General features: G+C 55.4%; 13 protein-coding genes. 4 read left to right on the plus strand and 9 right to left on the minus strand.

Annotation, left to right across the window (positions count from 1 at the left end):
• Positions 1-43 precede the first annotated feature (43 nt).
• The 3 genes from RCI_RS16025 to RCI_RS15310 all read right to left on the minus strand — a co-directional run bounded on the left by RCI_RS16025 (position 44) and on the right by RCI_RS15310 (position 3,398).
• Positions 44-2,158, minus strand: coding sequence for a histidine kinase dimerization/phosphoacceptor domain -containing protein (locus RCI_RS16025; protein ID WP_148266666.1), 2,115 nt, complete (start codon positions 2,156-2,158; stop codon positions 44-46).
• Positions 2,159-2,422: 264 nt separating this feature from the next.
• Positions 2,423-2,863 (minus strand): hypothetical protein, encoded by a 441-nt coding sequence (locus RCI_RS15305; RefSeq protein WP_148266667.1) that lies wholly within the window; start codon positions 2,861-2,863, stop codon positions 2,423-2,425.
• A 205-nt stretch (positions 2,864-3,068) separates the two neighbouring features.
• Positions 3,069-3,398 (minus strand): hypothetical protein, encoded by a 330-nt coding sequence (locus tag RCI_RS15310; RefSeq protein WP_048198790.1) that lies wholly within the window; start codon positions 3,396-3,398, stop codon positions 3,069-3,071.
• A gap of 204 nt (positions 3,399-3,602) precedes the next feature.
• Here RCI_RS15310 and RCI_RS15315 point away from each other — a divergent pair, with 204 nt between their 5' ends.
• The 3 genes from RCI_RS15315 (at position 3,603) to RCI_RS15325 (ending at position 8,795) form a co-directional block, all read left to right on the plus strand.
• Complete coding sequence (locus tag RCI_RS15315) at positions 3,603-4,817, plus strand: tetratricopeptide repeat protein (protein WP_012037351.1); 1,215 nt, start codon at positions 3,603-3,605, stop codon at positions 4,815-4,817.
• A 154-nt stretch (positions 4,818-4,971) separates the two neighbouring features.
• Positions 4,972-7,953: a phosphoribosylformylglycinamidine synthase subunit PurL gene (gene purL, locus RCI_RS15320; protein ID WP_012037352.1), complete on the plus strand. Its 2,982-nt coding sequence runs from the start codon at positions 4,972-4,974 to the stop codon at positions 7,951-7,953.
• Positions 7,954-7,955: 2 nt separating this feature from the next.
• On the plus strand, positions 7,956-8,795 hold the full coding sequence (locus tag RCI_RS15325) for a phosphoribosylformylglycinamidine synthase subunit PurQ (protein ID WP_012037353.1): 840 nt from the start codon (positions 7,956-7,958) through the stop codon (positions 8,793-8,795).
• Here RCI_RS15325 and RCI_RS16030 read toward each other — a convergent pair.
• Complete coding sequence (locus RCI_RS16030; protein ID WP_148266668.1) at positions 8,792-10,666, minus strand: sensor histidine kinase; 1,875 nt, start codon at positions 10,664-10,666, stop codon at positions 8,792-8,794. The two genes, RCI_RS15325 and RCI_RS16030, sit on opposite strands and share 4 nt — an antisense overlap.
• Positions 10,667-10,752: 86 nt before the next feature.
• Here RCI_RS16030 and RCI_RS15335 point away from each other — a divergent pair, with 86 nt between their 5' ends.
• Positions 10,753-11,115: a heavy metal-binding domain-containing protein gene (locus RCI_RS15335; protein WP_012037355.1), complete on the plus strand. Its 363-nt coding sequence runs from the start codon at positions 10,753-10,755 to the stop codon at positions 11,113-11,115.
• 67 nt (positions 11,116-11,182) lie between these two features.
• On the opposite strand, the gene RCI_RS15340 is transcribed toward RCI_RS15335, so the two are convergent.
• The 5 genes from RCI_RS15340 to RCI_RS15360 form a co-directional block, all read right to left on the minus strand.
• The gene (locus RCI_RS15340) at positions 11,183-12,454 is read right to left on the minus strand and encodes an Nramp family divalent metal transporter (RefSeq protein ID WP_012037356.1); all 1,272 of its coding nucleotides are present in this window, start codon (positions 12,452-12,454) and stop codon (positions 11,183-11,185) included.
• Positions 12,451-13,818, minus strand: a complete 1,368-nt coding sequence (locus RCI_RS15345) for a magnesium transporter (protein ID WP_012037357.1) — start codon at positions 13,816-13,818, stop codon at positions 12,451-12,453. Before RCI_RS15345 ends, RCI_RS15340 begins: the two co-directional genes overlap by 4 nt.
• 29 nt (positions 13,819-13,847) lie before the next feature.
• A complete protein-coding gene (locus RCI_RS15350; protein ID WP_231844871.1) occupies positions 13,848-14,333 on the minus strand; it encodes an Lrp/AsnC family transcriptional regulator in 486 nt (161 codons plus the stop codon).
• A 102-nt stretch (positions 14,334-14,435) separates the two neighbouring features.
• Positions 14,436-17,066 (minus strand): cation-translocating P-type ATPase, encoded by a 2,631-nt coding sequence (locus RCI_RS15355; RefSeq protein WP_012037359.1) that lies wholly within the window; start codon positions 17,064-17,066, stop codon positions 14,436-14,438.
• Between the two features lie 10 nt (positions 17,067-17,076).
• Positions 17,077-18,084: an SWIM zinc finger family protein gene (locus tag RCI_RS15360; protein ID WP_012037360.1), complete on the minus strand. Its 1,008-nt coding sequence runs from the start codon at positions 18,082-18,084 to the stop codon at positions 17,077-17,079.
• Positions 18,085-18,122: the final 38 nt, after the last annotated feature.

The following is an 18,122-nucleotide window of genomic DNA, read 5'->3' on the forward strand; positions in this document are numbered from 1 at the left end:
CTTATCCAGTATACTGCCACGGAAACCTGGAGAAGAGCACTTTTTATTGCCCCTGCCTTCCTTTGCTCTTTGCATCCTGGAACGTGATGATAAATTCTGTGCCATTGCCATTTTTGACTTCTATGTGGCCTTTGATCTGGTCCGTCAGTGTAGTCACAATTTGCAAACCGAGGCTGGTGGTCTTACGGATATCGAAGCCCTCTGGCAGGCCGACTCCATTATCTGCAATCACAAGCCGGTAGTGGCCGTTGTCGTTATCGTCGATCTCCACCTGTGTAAGCTCGATTCTGATCTCGCCGACACGGTTGTCCGGGAATGCGTATTTCAGCGCGTTCGTGACTATCTCATTGATAATGAGGCCGCAGGGGATGGCGGTATCTATGCCCAGCGAGACTGAGTCCGCATTGATCTTCAGCCTTACCGGGGCGCCGGTGCCATATGATCGTATGAGGTTGCCGGTCAGGTTCTTGATGTACTCGGCGAAATCTATCCTGGCGATATCCTTGGACTGGTACAGCTTTTCGTGGATTAAAGCCATGGACCGGACGCGGTTCTGGCTCTCCTTGAACATGCCCAGCGACTGTTTATCTTTAATATAGCCGGACTGGAGGTTGAGGAGGCTGGAGATGATCTGCAGGTTGTTCTTGACCCGGTGGTGGATCTCCTTCAGGAGGACTTCTTTCTCCCTAAGAGACGCCTTGATCTTTTCATCTGCTTCGCGCTCTTTCGTTATGTCATGGAGTAGTATAATAGTGCCTATATCGTTCCCGTTGGCATCTTTGATCGGAGAACTGCTGCCCCGGACAATCGCCTTGCCGCCAGTCCTCTGTCTCAGGATCATCTCGAACCCCCGGACGACGTCTTTCTTCCGGATGATATCCCTCAGGTGAATTTCTCTGTCAGAGTAGAGCACGTTGAACAGGCTTTGCCCGATCGCCTCCTGCTGGGTGAAACCGGTGAGACTGGATGCAGGCTCGTTGAAGAAGGTGATCCTGTCCTCGTTATCGACGACCAGCATCGGGTCAGATATGCCCTTCAGGATCGATTCATTATAGTTGATGCGCTCTTTGATGTTGGTCACCATGTAGCTGACCATCTGCTTGATGGCGACCGAGAGCTCGCCGATCTCGCCTCCGCTGGCGCCTGTCTCTACCGGCGTCTCGAGGTTGCCTGCGGCAATGCTGTTGGCGATCGTCACAATGCGCTTGATGGGCCGGGTGATAGTCCGGACCATGATGTAGCCGATGGAAATGAAAATGATGGAGGCTGCCAGGGCCGTGATAATCGCCTGTTCCTGCATGTGGTACAGCCTTTGCAGCCCGGGCTCCACGTTGTAGCCTACGAAGAGCATGCCTACGGTTACGTTATCTGCGTTCCGCAGCGGCTCGTAGTGAGTGTACAAAGTCAGGTTGTTGATAGGGTATATGCCCTCGACGGTCTTTCCATTGTACAGGACCTCGTGTGAGATTTCGGGGAGCACTCTGGTGCCGATGATCTTGTTGTTGTTGCTGTCCATCAGCGTAGTGGCAATCCTGGTGTCATTCTGGAAGATCGAGCAGTACGCGTTGGTTTCCTCTGTGATATAGTCCACTATTTCGTTATTATTGTTCAGGACTTCAGAGATGCTGACAGCGCCGATGATCTCTCCGTCCGCGTTCTTGATCGGCTCAGTGTTGATAATGGCGAGGCCGTCGCTCATCTGGGTGGCATTGACCTGAGCGGAGAGATTGTTTGACTCGATCACCTGGCTGTCCAGCACGTCCGTGATCGACGTCCCTCTGCCTTTCAGCGCATCATAGATGAGCCGGTTAGTAGTTCTGTCGCCAGACTGATTATTCGCGGATCTGGCGATAACGATGCCCTGCTCATCAACTACGGTTATTATGTAATTTGTCTGGCCTTTCCTGGAATATTCATCGACTATTTGTTTGACTCTGCTATTGTTGCCCTCTATTATGGCGGGCAGCATACGGGGGTCCTGGCTTAGCTTGATAGCCTCCATCTGATCGGCGGCCATCTTGGAATTGTACACCTGTTCGACCAGCGCCGATACGTCGTGGATCTTATCCTTCAGCTGGTCGTCTTTGTCTGATGTGAGAACTTTGTCGTTATTATATGTTAAAAAAGCAATCGGGACGATTGTAATGACTAAAACCAATAGCAGTAACCTGATAGATATGCTTTTAAAATCTATCTTAAGCTTCAACACCAATTTCTCCGTCTGTCTGGCAATTAACCCGTTAAGTTATGTTGTCCCCCCAATGGTTAAAAAATTTGCGTTTACTATTTTGAAACATAATATTTTTTCGTAATTATCGCTTTATAATTGCTTAAAACGCGAATTTAAAACTGATTTATAGAAAAATAGCATGGTGCCGGGCCAGCAAGCCCGGCAATTGTTCTTCTATATCTCTTGCAGCTTTTAGCAGTATACTAAACCAGCGGGCCCTGCGACAGGAATGCCAAAGACCAGTCCGGGCGTAGGCCCGATACCGAAGGCAGTCGTGTGTGTGCCTGTGGCTGTGGCAGACTCCTGGGCTCCCAGGTTACCGCCCAGCCCCGACTGCGCCAGACCTCCGCATCCCAGTCCTGCTCCAAAGCCACACGGGCCGAAGGGGCTGAAGAACGATCCGCCGAACGGACTGATCACGTTACTGGCGAAACTGTCCGAGACCTGAGACGCTCCTGTGCCATACGTCCAGCTGTCCGTCTCAAAGATCCCCGATCCCACCGTACCATACGGGGTGATTGCCGCCAGTGGCAGGGACCCGGCAATATACTCCGGTCCTACCCACGCACCGGCGGGCAGAACGGAGATCATAGTCAGCGCTACAAATATCACTAAAAGCTTAACCTTAATCATAACATCCCCCCACACTATTAAACTTAGTTATATATAATTAATAATAAAAACCTTACCCGCTTAATCTTCAGTATTTATCGACCGTCCGCCATGAATAAACGCATGACCTGGATAATGTGATGGCCAGCATGCAAGGAAATAGTTACATAATAAAAGAGTCCGGGTATTATCAGGTGCCCGTCACACCCGTCTGTCATCCGTAGACTTATGTCCTGAAAAGTTGATCTACATAGAGAATCTCTGTGCCATCGGAACTCATGGTCAGGTCCCATGGCAGCGATTTTCCCACACGCACTTTCCAGGCGTTAGCGTCCTTGTATGTCACCGGTTCGATGCTCACGATGTCTTCAGATGTGATCGTGTAGTTCATGGGCTTTCCTGCGATGCTGTAGTAGGTCAGGTTATGCCCTACGAGTGTCTTGTTGATGGCATCTTTCGCGTCTTCGCTTGCAGCCGCCGAAGCGCAGCCAGATACTGATAGCATGGCAACCACGATCAGCAGGACTCCTGCAGAATAGATCCCTTTTTGCGTCATCCGGTGTACCTTCTGCCGGCGGAACCCTGGCAACTTCTGCCTTTCGTGCCGGCATGTTGTTAAAATACCTGTACGTATATATTACTTTTTTAAGCTACGGATAGAATCGTAGCATGGGATTGCAGAGTCTATACTGCCTCGCCATTATATTCCGATTCAAACAAAAAAATTATTACTTATAAGATTGTAATTACTATTTTAGCTATGGGAATTCTGGCAGTTGACAGGCAGGGCAGGCAGGAGGCCGCGATGGCTCATTTCGAGAAGGGCCTTAAGCTTTATCACGACGGCAAAGTAGACGAAGCCATAGTCGAGCTCAGGCAGGCCGTCAGGCTTGACGGCCGGAATGCCAGAGCCCAGTTTACCCTGGCCGAATGCCTGGACCGGAAAAACCTCGCCGACGAGGCAATTCTGCATTACCGGGAAGGCCTGAAGACAGACGGCAATAATGCTACAGCCCACTTCGAGTTCGGCAACCTGCTTTTCAGGAGCGGCAGGGTCAACGATGCCATCAGGCAGTTCATGATCACCCTCATCGTCAATCCCCAGTACGTTTCCGCCCGGTACATGCTCGCCTGCTGCCTGGAAAAGAAAGGGCTTATCGCAGAGGCGTTACAGGAGTACCGCTACATTCTCAAGACCAGCCCTAATCTCACCGAGCCTCGCATCTCCTCCGCCCAGTGTATGGAACGGCTGGGCCGGAACCTCGAAGCCATCGGGGAGTACCGGGCGGCGCTCGAATCCGATCCCGGGCGGGTGGATGTGCGGGCCACTCTGGCGAGGCTGCTGGAGCGGGAAGGCCTGATCGGAGACGCTATCGAGGAGTACCGGTTCATCACTGGCCAGGACCCGGAGAACATAGACTTCCGCCTTCGCCTCGCCGGGTGTCTGGACCGTAAAGGCCTGATCGCCGAGGCTATAAGGGAATATTCTGCCATACTACGCATGAGCCCGGAAAACCGGGCTGCAGCTTCCCGGCTAGAGAAAATCCGTCAGGATCACGCCCGCCTCTCTGCAGTCGCAGACCGTTACTTCGCCATAGTAGCTGAGTGCAGCCCTGAAGAAGATGCGCTCTTTAAACGTGGTGTCAGCCTGTACGTCGAGGGCGGGTATGACGATGCCATCGCCTGCTTCGGCTACATCGCCGATGCAGCCGGACCTTCCGAGGCCCGGGCCCATTTTGCCGGCAGCCTGGCCCTGATCCGAAAAGGGGTCCTGGATGCGGCCGAGTCCGGGCTTAAAAAAGCGGCATGGGCCCGGGACGACTTCGCCGAAGCCCACTTTTTACTTGGCCTGCTCCACGAGCGACAGGGCCTCCTCTACGAAGCCTTCCAGGCCTACGGCGAAGCCCTCAAACACCAGCCCGACCTGCACGAGGCTAAAGTCAGGCTCAGAGCTGTGGTTGGAGACCAGGGTTAATTGAGCCACGATGTCGGGCTTTTAATCTATTATAAACAAGCTATTTATTCTATCACGCACCCTGAGTTGCAATGCAGCTAGATTTTAAATATCTTAAGCGCCGTGATACGAAATAATACCCGCCCTGGAGAGGGGTGGCAAGAGGTACAGGGATATGCCGTTCAGGATTGAGATCGCCCTTGGGCCCGGTTACCGGGATGCTGCGGGGGAAAGCGTGAAAAACGCCATCAAGAGTAACTTAGACATCGCCGTGGATGATATTCGCACCATCAAGGTCTTCACCATCAATGCAAACCTGACTGATGCGGAGAAAGAAGCGGTTGCCTCAGGCCCGTTCTCCGATGCAGTGGCCCAGCGATACTCTGTCGATCGCCCGCTGGCGAGCGACTTCGACTGGCTGGTCGAGGTCGGCTATCTGCCCGGTGTCACGGATAACGAGGGCAAGACCGGCAGGGAAGCCATCGAAGACCGGCTCGGCCGGAAGCTCGGCGCAGACGAATCGGTTCACACTTCCACACAGTACCTGATCAACGGCAACCTCACCCGCGCCCAGGTGGAGACTATCTGCAGGCAACTGCTGGGTAACGAGCTGATCGAGCGCTTCGACGTGATCGACGGGCGCTCCTGGGATGCGCAGAAAGGCATTCCCGCGAGGGTCCCTCTTGTCAAGGACACTCACCAGCCTCGCGTGGCGGAGATCGATCTCGATGTCTCCGACGATGAGCTCATAGCTATCAGCCGGAAAGGGACGCTCGCCCTGACTCTGGAAGAGATGAAAGCGATCCGGGACTACTTCAAGCAGCCGGAAGTACTCGCCGAGCGCAGGAACCTCGGGCTGGGCCCGAGGCCGACCGACGTCGAGCTCGAGACGCTGGCCCAGACCTGGAGCGAGCACTGCAAGCACAAGATCTTCAACGCGACCATCGACTACGTGGAGAACGGCAAGCATACGGAGATCAAGAGCCTTTTCAAGTCCTGCATCCGTAAGTCCACCGAAGAGATCTCAAAAGAAAAGGGCTGGCTCGTATCAGTATTTAAAGATAATGCGGGCATCATCAAATTCACGGACGACTATAATGTCGCTTTCAAGGTAGAGACCCATAACAGCCCCTCTGCGCTGGACCCTTACGGCGGTGCTATCACCGGCATCGTGGGCTGCGACAGGGACTCGGCAGGCACCGGCAAGGGCGCCAAACTCATCGCTCACACCGACGTGCTGTGCTTCGCCTCTCCCTACTACAAAGGCCGCCTCCCGCCCAGGATTTTCCATCCCAGGAGGATTATGGAAGGTGTGGTCAGAGGCATCAAGGACGGGGGCAACAAGTGCGGCGTCCCCACCATTAACGGCGCCATCCTGTTCGACGACCGGTATGGCGGCAAGCCGCTGGTATACTGCGGTTCCCTCGGCCTTATGCCGGCCACCATCAACGGCGAGCCGTCTGAAGACAAGTACGTCAAGCCCGGCACTTTTATCGTCATGGCCGGCGGGCGGATAGGTAAGGATGGCATCCACGGCGCCACCTTCTCTTCCGAAGAGCTACACGAAGGCTCCCCGGCGACCGCAGTCCAGATCGGCGATCCCATCACCCAGAAGAAGATGCTGGACATGCTGCTCGAAGCCCGGGATCAGGGCCTGTACACCTGCATCACCGACAACGGCGCAGGCGGGCTGTCCTCCTCGGTCGGAGAGACAGCCCAGTTCTCCGGCGGGTGCGAGATCTACCTGGAGAAGGCGCCGCTCAAATACCACGGCTTAGACCCATGGGAGATTCTGCTCTCCGAAGCCCAGGAGCGCATGACGCTCGCAGTGCCACCCGAGAAGCTCGACGCTTTCATGTCCCTGGCGAAGCGCAGGGGTGTCGAGGCTACCGTGGTCGGCAAGTACACTGACACTGGCAAGTTCCATGTGTTCTACGATGGCAGGACTGTCGCGTCTATCGACATGGATTTCCTGCATGACGGCCTGCCCGAAATGAGGCTGCAGGCAGAGTGGAAGCCTGTCCAGCGCACCGAGCCGGAGTTGCCGACAGAGGGCCTGACCATGTACCTTCAGGACCTGATGTCCGATCTGAACATCGCCAGCAAGGAATGGGTCATCCGACAGTACGACCACGAAGTGCAGGGAGGCTCAGTCATCAAGCCGCTCACCGGCAAGGATAACGATGGCCCGGGAGACGCCGGCGTCATCCGTCCCCTCTTAGACCGCATGGCCGGCATCGCCGTGTCCAACGGCATCAACCCGTACTACGGCGACATCGATACCTATCACATGACTGCCTGCGCCATCGACGAGGCGATCAGGAACATCATCGCCGTCGGCGGCAGCCTCAGACAGATCGCCCTGCTGGATAACTTCTGCTGGTGCGATCCGATCTACGACCCGGAGAAGACGCCGGATGGCAAGTATAAGCTGGCTCAGCTTGTGAGGGCAAATCAGGCGCTGTACGACTACACTACGGCATTTGGCACTCCATGTATCTCGGGTAAGGACTCCATGAAGAACGACTACAAGTTGAAAGGCGAAGACGGGAAAGAATACAAGATATCTATCCCGCCGACAGTGCTCTTCTCTGCAGTGGGAGTCGTGCCTGACGTGAGAAAGTGCGTCACGATGGACGCCAAGATGGCGGGAGATCTGGTCTACGCCGTGGGCATGACGAAGGACGAGCTCGGCGGGTCACGGTTCTACAATTTGCTCGGGCATACAGGGAACAACGTGCCTAAAGTGGATGCTGCAATGGCGAAGAAGATTTACGACGCCATGTCGGGAGCTATCGATGCCGGCCTTGTAGCATCATGCCACGACTGCTCCGATGGCGGCCTGGCAGTCGCTCTGGCAGAAACAGCCTTCTCCGGCGGCTTCGGCATGGAGATCGACCTGAACCGGGTGCCGGCAGAGCGGCTCTTCCGGGATGCCCAGGTGCTCTTCTCCGAGTCGGCGAGCAGGTTCGTGGTCACGGTCGCCCCGGACAAAGCGAAGGCGTTCGAGCAGGCCATGGAAGGCGTGCCCTGTGCCCTCATCGGCAGTGTAAGGGAAGACGACAGGTTCCTGGTGAACGGCCTGAACGGCACAAGGGTGATCGACACCGTGATCGGAGCACTCAAAGAGTCGTGGCAGTACCCGCTGAGGTGGTAACAATGGCAGGAAAGGTAAAATCGCTGGTTCTCACTGGCTACGGTATCAACAGCGAGGTAGAGACGGCATACGCTAACACCCTTGCAGGAGCAGACGCTAAGATCGTCCACATCAACGACGTCATCGACGGGCTGGTGAAGGTAGACGACTACCACCTGCTCAACTTCCCGGGAGGCTTCTCCTATGGCGATGACCTCGGCAGCGGAAAAGCGTTCGCGAACAAAGTACTGTACGCGAAGACCCCGACAGGGCCGATGATCGATCACATTCAAAAGTTCATCGACGACGGCAAGCTGATCATCGGCATCTGCAACGGCTTCCAGATCCTGGTGAAGATGGGCCTGCTGCCCGCTTTCGATAAGAATTACACCGGGCAGACCGCAACAGTCTTCTACAACGACAAAGGCTTCAGAGACCAGTGGGTCCGCCTGAAGGTGAACACCGAGTCGCAGTGCGTCTTTACTCGTGGTATCAGCCGCATCGACATGCCCGTGAGGCACGGCGAGGGCAAGTTCATCCCCGGCAGCCAGGAGGTGCTGGCCCGCCTGTGGAAGAACGGCCACGTGGCTCTACAGTATGCCGACTCTGCTTATCAGCCCACCCAGCAGTTCCCCGATAACCCGAACGGCTCGGTCGACGCCATCGCGGGAATCTGTGACGAGACCGGCAGGGTCTTCGGCCTGATGCCTCACCCCGAAGCGTTCAATCACATTACTAATCACCCGCAGTATACCCGTCTCCGGGAACAGGCTTCCCGTAAAGGCATAGCGCTGAAAGAAGAAGGCGACGGTATCAAGGTGTGGCGGAACGCGGTCGAGTACATCGAAGCGAACCTGCTCTAAGGCTGCTGGCGCGGGCCAGGCGGACTCCCGTCTGACCGGCCAGCCGCCGCCTTTTCCGCTGCCGGCATCCATATTAAGATCTTTGTTCCCTTCGTGTGGTCTCCCGGTACCCGGTTCGTGATCTCGACTTTTCCGCCGAACCGCTCGACGAGCATTTTTACGATGTAGAGGCCCAGGCCTTTGCCGTGCCCTGTTTTGGTGCCCCGTTCCAGCCTGCGGAAGAGCCTGGGCTTCAATTCGTCAGGAATACCCTGGCCGTTATCTGCTATAGCTACTTCATAGCTTATTTTCCCGTCATCCATAATCTCCCGGACATCGATGTCAATCGTGACTTCTGTCCCCGAGTACTTGATCGAGTTGCCAATGATATTACTGAAGACTTCCTTCAGCAGCGGAGTACCTCTGGTGATCATCCCCGGCTTCGGGCGATAGTTGATGATCACGGTCTTGCCCTGCGGCCGGGGAGATTCCGCGATGGATCGCCTGATCATGTCGTCGATGTCTACGTTATCCAGATGCAGTTCTCCCGATGTGAATTCCTGGATCTTCCTCACGTTTTCTATGATACCTGCGCTCCCTTTGATCGAGGCGATCGCTCTCCTGATCAGGGTTTGATCATCCGGGGAGAGTCTATTATTTAGCTCAACCAGCTCGAGACTGGTCAGCGCTGTCTGGTTGAGGTTATTGATGTCGTGCCCGAGAATGTCGACGTACAGCTCTGCCCTGTTCTTTTCTTCCTCCGCCTGGTCTCTGGCAGATACAATCTTTTGCTGGCTTTCCCGGATATCGCCTGCCATCTGGTCGAAGGACCGTGCCAGATCGCCTACCTCATCCTGCCTGTCCAGGGGCAGGTCCTTCCGGTAGTCGCCATACGGCATATTGCGGGTGGCACGAGTCATGTGCAGCAAGGGATTAACGATGTTGGCGCTACTCACCCAGGCTATGGCAATCACGATGAGTACCATGATCGAGGTGAAGACCGCAAACCACCTGGTAGCCTGGTTAATCGGCTCGTAGGCTATGTCCGAGGGCAACGACACGATCACTCCCCATCCATATCTGGGAATCGGTGAATACGAGGCAAGCTTGTGGATGTTTTCCTCGTAGCTGAACTGCTCGACGCTCCCCTCTTTATTCATTAAAACCTGCGGAACTCCTGCATAGCCGGACATGTTCTGCATGACGTCCATATACGACCGGTTGGTGTGGATCATCACGTTGCCTGTCCGGTTTACCAGGTAAATGTACCGGCTGCCCGTGATGTTGGGGTTGAGGATATAGTTGGAGTAATAATAAAGGTCAAGCGATCCGACCATCACTCCGATACTGGTCTCATTTCGCATGATCGGGGCGCTTACAAAAACCGTGGGCTGCCCTCCGATCGGACTGACAACTGCATCGCTGACGTATCCGCTTTTATTCGCCAGGACCGAGCTTACCCACGGCTTATCCGAGTCGTCTCTCCCGGCGACGTCGTAGGGGTACGATATGATCACAGTGCCTGAGGCGTCGGTCACGTAAACGTTATAGAATATGCCTGCGTCCTGGACTTGCCGGACTTCGTCAGTCAAGAAGGCTCTGTCACCGGTCTCGACAGCTTCGGAAATCGACGACCTGGAAGCATGGCTTTCGATGAAGAGCAAAGCAGAGTCCACGAAGTGGCCGGAAAACGAAGCTACGGTCTTCGCCTGATCCAGGGTATCTTCCCAGATATTTTGCCGTATTATGTCCCTGTAATAAATCGTGCTGATGGTGCCTACCAGGATGATTGGTACTACCATTATAACGATCATTATGATGATGGCCTGAGTCCTGATAGACCTGTAACCCATGATCAACGTTTTAGCCGCGAGCCTGATATTCGTTGACACCGGTTATTGCAACTCATGAACGATGCTGTCTTAATAGCTATTGAGTAGTTTTATAGTGTTAGAGTGTAATCCCTATACGATTTACTATGGTAGAGGATATCATAATCGTCAGCACTCCCTACGTGCCCGGCTATAAGATCACGAAAACTTATGGCTTCACCTGGGGACTGATTGTCAGAAGCAGAGGCATCGGCGGCAACATTATCGCAAGTCTCAGAACGATTTTCGGCGGGGAGATCCACGAATACACCGAACTGCTTAACCAGTCCAGGCAGTACGCGCTGGACCGCATGAAACAGCACGCCCGGGAGATGGGCGCAAACGCAGTCGTCAGCGTCGGCTTCGACTCATCCGATATCGGCCAGAACATGTCTGAAGTCCTGGCCTTCGGAACTGCGGTCACGGTAGAGCCGGAAACTGCTGCCTCAAGCCCGGTAAGGCTTGGATAACCAGCCCCGGAGCGCATGATCGGCCCGGCAGACAGTATTCTGGCCAGGCCTTCTTTCTTTTCTTATTCTACATGAACAGGCCCGGGAAAATGCTCGTCGCAATCATGGCCAGCGTCAGCAGGGTCATGGCTATAGTAAGTCCCCAGGAAATATAGTTGTAGATTTTGCCATTGGTGTAGCTGCCCATCAGCTTCTTATTGTTGATCAGGAGCAGCATGAACACCAGGATCACGGGGAGCAGGATGCCGTTGAGCACCTGGGACATCACCATGATCTCGATGAGGGGGATGCCCGGTATGAGAATGATCGCCGCCCCGATGACGATGAGCATCGTATACAATGTGTAGAACTGCGGGGCATCCTTGAACTTCTTATCGATGCCAGAGTCCCAGCCCATGCCTTCGCAGATCGTGTACGCTGTGGCGAGAGGCAGGATGGAGGCGGCGAGGATCGACGCGTTGAAGAGGCCGAAGGCAAACAGCCAGCTGCTGTACTGCCCGGCCAGCGGTACCAGGGCCAGCGCGGCTTCCGCAGCGGATTCGACGGATATGCCGCTGGGGTATATTGTCGCTGCACAGGTGACGATGATGAAGAACGCGACGATGTCGGTGACCAGGCAGCCGATGATGACGTCCAGCTTCGTGTACCTGTACTCCGATATCTTGATGCCTTTATCCACTATGGAAGACTGGATGTAAAACTGCATCCAGGGGGCGATCGTAGCGCCTACCAGACCGATTACCATAGCGAGATACCCGGGGTTGAAGCTTACTGTGGGCACTACCGTGCTCGCAGCCACGTACCCCCAGTCCGGGTTGGCCAGCAGGCCGGAAATGGCATAGGTGAGGTAGAACGCGCTGGCTATGAGGAAGATCTTTTCTACCATACTATATGTGCCCTTGACCACCAGTATCCAGACCAGCGCTGCAGCAATGGGTACTGAGATGTACTTGGTGACGTGGAAGACCTCCATGCTTGCTGCCACACCTGCAAACTCGGCCATGGTGTTGCCCAGGTTGGCCACGAGCAGCACCAGTGTCAGCAGTACCGTCAGTTTCAGGCCGAAGTTCTCCCGTATCAGGTCGGAGAGCCCTTTACCGGTGACTACTCCCATACGGGCCGACATCTCCTGTACGATGACCAGCACTATGGCGATAGGTATGAGCGTCCAGAGCAGACTGTAGCCGAAGTGGGCGCCCGCCAGCGTATACGTGGTGATCCCGCCCGCATCGTTGTCCACGCTGGCGGTGATGATGCCCGGCCCGATCACCGCGAGAAACAGCGCTATCTGCTTGAAGTTGATCCCGGAGAACAGGGCCGTCTTCCTTTCCACGCTCATGGTCCATGGCCCCTGTGCACCTTGCGAATCATCCGGTAGTTCTGCGGCAGCTGCTTTCTCAGATCCTCGGGCAGCACGTCCTCGAGGGCGTCATCGAAGGTCACGACGCCCAGCATAACACCCTCATTATCCGTGACCGGGATGGCCAGCAGATCGTACTTGGAAAGCAGGTTGGCGACCTCATCTCCCGTGGTATCCGGCAGCACTCGCAGGATCTCCGACTTCATGACTTCCGAGACACACTGCTCGGGCTTCGACAGCAGCAGATCTCTCAGAGAGAGGACTCCGGTCAGGCGCTCTTTGTCGTCTAGCACGTAGACGTAGTAGATCATGTCAACTTCGCTGCCCAGTTCCCGCAGCCTGTCGAAAGCGTCAGCCACCCTGCTCTTGATCGGGATGCTGATGAACTCGTTGGTCATCAGGCCACCTGCAGATCGGTGGCTGTACCGCAGCAGTTCCTTGACATCGCTGGCTTCTTCCTCATCCATCAGCTTGAGCACTTCGCAGGCCTTTTCCCGGGGCATCATGTGAATGACATCCGCGGCGTCGTCTGGGTTCATGTTCTCCAGAATGTCCGCCACGTCATCGCTGTCCATGTGCTTGACGATCTTGGCCTGGACGTCGGGCTCGACTTCTTCCAGCGTCTCCGCTGCCTTCTCGTCTCCCAGCGACTCGAGGATGAGCAACTGCTCTTTCCGGTCCAGCTCTTCGATAATGTCGGCAATGTCTGCGGGGTGCAGATCGCCGATCTTCTTCCGTGGGATCTTCAGGTGGATGCGCCGCAGCCCGGGGTCGAGCGGATCGATGTACGACCAGGCGATGAGGTTGTCCGGCATCCCTGTCAGCAGCCTCCCGGAAACCCAGCCTAAGCCAAGCCGGCGCAGGATGCCTTTGAAGCCGACGTCCACCCCGACCACGCAGAGCTTATCCTTGACTCTGGTCAGGAGCACGTCGTTTACCCTCACCACTTTCAGCCCGTCGATATCCACGATCTGCTTGTCGAGGATCGTTTCCACTATCAGCATCTCGTGCTCCGACAGCTTTCCCGGCGGTATTTCTTCCCGGGGGATTTTGAGCCTGAAGGAGCCGTCGAAGGAGGCCACAGAAGCCATAGGTACCGTTATACTGTCTCTCAGGATGTTCGACATATAGACGATACGCGATACTTCCAGCAGCGACTCGCCGGGGGTGATGGCAAAGTCCTTGATCCGGCCAAGTACCCGGCCTTCGCTATCTATCACCTTCTGCCCCTGGAACGTGCTAAAATACGCTACGTTCTCGATGCTCTGCCCTTCCGGGCCCCTGAAGGCCGCTGAGGCGGGCAGGCTGCTGATAATGCTGGAAACGCTCTTCGACAGGCTCATCTTAACCGCTCCTGTAGTTGTGGGACCTCCTAAATCGGAGGCGCATCTTCCTTGACCCGCTCGACGACGACGATCTCCATCAGGTCTTCGATGCCGCTGATGGCCCTGATCTGGTCGTTTATGAACCGGTTCAGCTCCTCGAGGCTTTTCGCCCACACCTTTATGTACAGGTCGTACTCCCCCAGCACGCTGTAGACCTCCGACACTTCCGGCAGCGCGGACAGCGCCGTCTTAGCCTCGTCGTGCATCTCGGTGGCTGTCTGCACCAGTATGATCGCTGTGACCGTGTAGCCGGTCGCGGCGGGATTGGCGAGGACAGTAAACCTGTCGATTACGCCCCGCTCCCTCATCCGCTTCAGCCTGTGCTGGATAGTAGCGTCAGAGATGCCGGTTTTCCGGGACATCTCCAGGTAGCTCATGCGGGCGTTTTCCCGCAGAAGCCGGAGTATGGTGGAGTCGACCTCATCTATCTCTGGACTATCGTTCATGAGTAGTGTAGTACTCCTATGACTCAATGTTGGTAAATTACCAATAAAAGTATAAAAAATTTGTGTTTTTACCATCATTTCGTAGTAATAACAAGAAATATACCATAACTGGATAAGTATCCTCCAGGTCTACCGGCCTCGGAGATTAACGTGTCTCGTAACCCATTTCCTGATCTCTAAAACTACAACTGCTATCGGCGCTATGAGGAGCACGACCGCCCAGTCTCCTGTCGAGAGGGGGACTGTGTAGAAGATCGCCTGCAGGGGTGGCAGGTATATCATCGCCAGGAGCAGCAGGATGGATATTCCTACCGCTGCCAGAAGATGCCTGTTCGAGAACAGTCCTCTGATAACCGATCTGGTCTCTGACCTGCAGTTGAACGCATTGCAGATATGCAGGGCGACCAGCGTTGTGAAAGCCATGGTGCGGGCGTATTCGATACCCTGGCCGAGGGCTGTGTAGAACACGCTTAGCGAGCAGATGCTCATGATCAGCCCGATCAAGGCCATGTCGAAGATTGTAATCCTGTTGATAATTGGCTCTCCGGTCCTTCTCGGGGGTCTGCGCATGATGTCGCGCTCCGGGGCGTCTACACTCAGAGCGAGTGCCGGCAGTCCGTCGGTGATCAGGTTGAGCCAGAGGATCTGGGTGGCCAGCAGAGGAAGGGGCAGGCCCAGCAACAGCCCGAACATGATGGTCGCTACCTCGCCCACGTTGCTGGTGAACAGGTACTTGACAAATTTGCGGATGTTATCGTAGATCACCCGTCCGCCATAGATCGCTTCTACAATCGTGGAAAAGTTATCGTCCTGCAGGACGATGTCGGAAGCTTCCTTGGCCACTTCCGTGCCTGTGGCGCCCATCGCTATGCCCACGTCTGCCAGTTTCAGCGCCGGGGAGTCGTTCACGCCGTCGCCGGTTACCGCCACGACCTTGCCATTCGACTGCAGTGCTCTTACTACCCGGATCTTCTGTTCCGGCACCACTCTTGCGTAGACAGCTACCCGGTCCGCCTTCGCCTTCAGGACATCCTCGGGAGTCAGATCCAGCTCGGCACCCGTCATCACCTCATCGCCCGGGTGAAAAAGGTCCAGCTCTTTAGCGACTGCGACTGCCGTAAGCTCCTGATCGCCCGTTATCATCACGATGTCTATGCCGGCATCCTTGCACGTCTGGATAGCTTCTCTGACGTTGTCCCGGATCGGGTCTTCGAATCCTGTCAGGCCAGCGAACGTCAGATCGTGAGTCAGCGACCACACATCGCTAATATCCTCCTGCGACAGGTCTCGGTAAGCGAAGGCGAGCACCCTCATGCCACGTGATGATAGGCGATCGTTCGCATATCTCACTCTCTCCCGGTCTTCCTCTCTCAAGGTGCTCTCCCTGCCCGAGGAGAGCTTTTTTGTGCACTTCTCCAGCACCGCCAGCGGCGCTCCCTTCACGTACAGCCTCGGGGCCTCATGGCTTCCGGCTACGACTATCATCATCTTGATCGACGGCCGGAAGGGTATGCCTGAAAGACGGGGATATGCCCGATCGTAGCCGGCCTTGTCGAAGCCGAGCCGGTTCAGGAAATCGTACAGGGCTATGTCTAACTGGTTGCCATGATAGCGGGTAACCTGGTTCCATTTTTCTTCTATAGCATCGTTGCATACGCCGGCCACTTCAAACATCATACGAAGGTCCGGGTCATCCGTATGCTCTATGGAATACGCCTCACGGTCTCTGTCGAAAGTGTATACTGTCCTCACCCGTGACTCGTTCTTCGTCAGGGTGCCCGTTTTATCCGTGCAGATGACATCCGTGCTGCCCAGCGCTTCCACGATGGGCAGCGATCGTACGATAGCTTTATGGTTGGCCATGCGGCGTGCCCCCGTGGCGAGAGCGATGGTTATTGTGGCTGCCAGGCCTTCGGGAACTGTCGCAACTGCCAGGCTGACTGCAGCGAGGAGCATTTCGAGAGGCGGCTGTGCCCTGATGATTCCGGTGAGGAAGACAAAGGCAGAAACAATGACGACACTGATGCCGAATATTCTTCCCAGCCGGTCCAGCGCTCTCTCGAGAGGCATTTTGGGCTTCTTCGCCCCTCCCGCCATCGCCGAGATCCTGCCTATCTCCGTCTGCGCTCCGGTGGCTACCACTACAGCGGCACACTCCCCGTCCAGCACATTCGTGCCCATGTAGAGCATGTTAGCCCGGTCTGTCACCGGGGTGTTCTCCGGCAGGACCATCTCCTGTTTACTGCGGGGCACCGATTCCCCGGTCAGCATCGACTCATCGACCGACAGGCCGTCGGATGCGATGATCCGGGCATCTGCCGGCAGCCGATCACCTGCCTTGATCATGATCACGTCGCCGGGCACGAGGTCAGCGGTGTCCACGTCACCGACTTTACCATCCCGCATTGCGTGCGCTTCCGACCTGTACAGCCGCTTCAGCGCATTGATCGATCGCCGGGCTTGTAGCGCCTGAAAAACTCCTATCGTAGTATTTAAGAGGACGATAATGACAATGACGACGGCATCGTGGAAATTACCGACGGCCAGCGCTATGATGCTGGCGATCACCGGGATAATGACAATGTAGTTACTGAACTGGGCGGCTATAATGGCTGGCAGCCCGGGGCCGGAATCGACTGATATCTCGTTCTTACCGTAGCGCAGCAGTCTCTCTGCAGCTTCCCGGGAAGTCAGCCCTGTCTGCGAAGTGTTCATGCTGGTAAGCACTTCGTCTAACGGACGATCATGCCACCCGCTCACAGGTGATCCCTCAGCGGAAAGCGTTTCTGCGAAGCTCGGACCTCAGGATGTTCAGCCTTCCAATGCGCTCGTCGATGTACTCGTGCTCCTCCGAGTACTTCGGGCTGGTGGATATGAAGCTGCGCTTAAAATCAGAGATCTTCAGCTCAACTGCGTCGATCATATACTTGTTCTGGCCCAGCCGCACCGGGTAATCAGCCAAAAACTTCAGAACGTCGCTTTCCAGCCCCCACTCTGCGTCCATATACCAGTCCAGGGCTCTGGTCAGGTGAATCCGCAACTTCCCCTCGTCTTTAATCACGGAGAGCAGGCTGCCATACATGTCCATGGCCGCCCCGAAAAAGTTGGCCATCAGTGCGTCAGCATCGTCCAGGCGGGTATAGTTAGCGACGATCGCATCGATGACCGGCTCTATCAATGCAAGGGCTGTATCAGTTTTCTTCTCCCTCGCGAGGTCCGAGGCGTATTCCCGGAAAATGTCCAGCTTCTTCACGATCTCCCGGACGTTGAGGTAGTCTACGTACTCCTCGGAAAAGATGGCGGCGACTTCCCGGCGGGTGAAGTCCGTAAGTTCTCCGGCAGACGTCAGGCGAAGGTTGATCACGTACATGACGTCGGGATCATAACGGATCATGTCCATGACGATCTCGACGATCTGGCTCTTGTCCAGCCGGCTCAGAATCTCCTCGCTCTCCCCGAGGTCCGCGAAGGCCGAAGGCCGCTTCACCCAGGCGTACAGCACTGCCGCAATGTGCTTACAGTACCCAAAAGCATATGGACAGGTACACGACGCCACGATATTATCGTCTCTGACGTCGATACTGGTGTGGTAATTCTCAGGCTGGGTGCCATGGCACTCTGCCATAATACTGCTTCTGTATACAAAAGGCCGCTGCAGGCGACCCTCCTCGAAATATTCGATGCCCCGCTCCAGTATTTTGGGGCTGAAGAGCTTACTAATGTCCTGCTCCGTCAGCTTTCGAAGATCTGTCGAGCCTGTGGCTCCGGCCTGCTGCATGTATAATAATTTATTACCGCATAAATATATTATTAAGC

The sequence above is a fragment of the Methanocella arvoryzae MRE50 genome (assembly GCF_000063445.1).
Classification (GTDB): domain Archaea; phylum Halobacteriota; class Methanocellia; order Methanocellales; family Methanocellaceae; genus Methanocella_A; species Methanocella_A arvoryzae.

What these genes read in the sequence shown, in the direction of transcription:
- RCI_RS15305 (WP_148266667.1), bottom strand. Translation starts at nt 2,863, where the DNA reads ATGATTAAGGTTAAGCTTTTAGTGATATTTGTAGCGCTGACTATGATC.
- RCI_RS15310 (WP_048198790.1), bottom strand. Translation starts at nt 3,398, where the DNA reads ATGACGCAAAAAGGGATCTATTCTGCAGGAGTCCTGCTGATCGTGGTT.
- RCI_RS15315 (WP_012037351.1), top strand. Translation starts at nt 3,603, where the DNA reads ATGGGAATTCTGGCAGTTGACAGGCAGGGCAGGCAGGAGGCCGCGATG.
- purL (WP_012037352.1), top strand. Translation starts at nt 4,972, where the DNA reads ATGCCGTTCAGGATTGAGATCGCCCTTGGGCCCGGTTACCGGGATGCT.
- RCI_RS15325 (WP_012037353.1), top strand. Translation starts at nt 7,956, where the DNA reads ATGGCAGGAAAGGTAAAATCGCTGGTTCTCACTGGCTACGGTATCAAC.
- RCI_RS15335 (WP_012037355.1), top strand. Translation starts at nt 10,753, where the DNA reads ATGGTAGAGGATATCATAATCGTCAGCACTCCCTACGTGCCCGGCTAT.
- RCI_RS15340 (WP_012037356.1), bottom strand. Translation starts at nt 12,454, where the DNA reads ATGAGCGTGGAAAGGAAGACGGCCCTGTTCTCCGGGATCAACTTCAAG.
- RCI_RS15345 (WP_012037357.1), bottom strand. Translation starts at nt 13,818, where the DNA reads ATGAGCCTGTCGAAGAGCGTTTCCAGCATTATCAGCAGCCTGCCCGCC.
- RCI_RS15360 (WP_012037360.1), bottom strand. Translation starts at nt 18,084, where the DNA reads ATGCAGCAGGCCGGAGCCACAGGCTCGACAGATCTTCGAAAGCTGACG.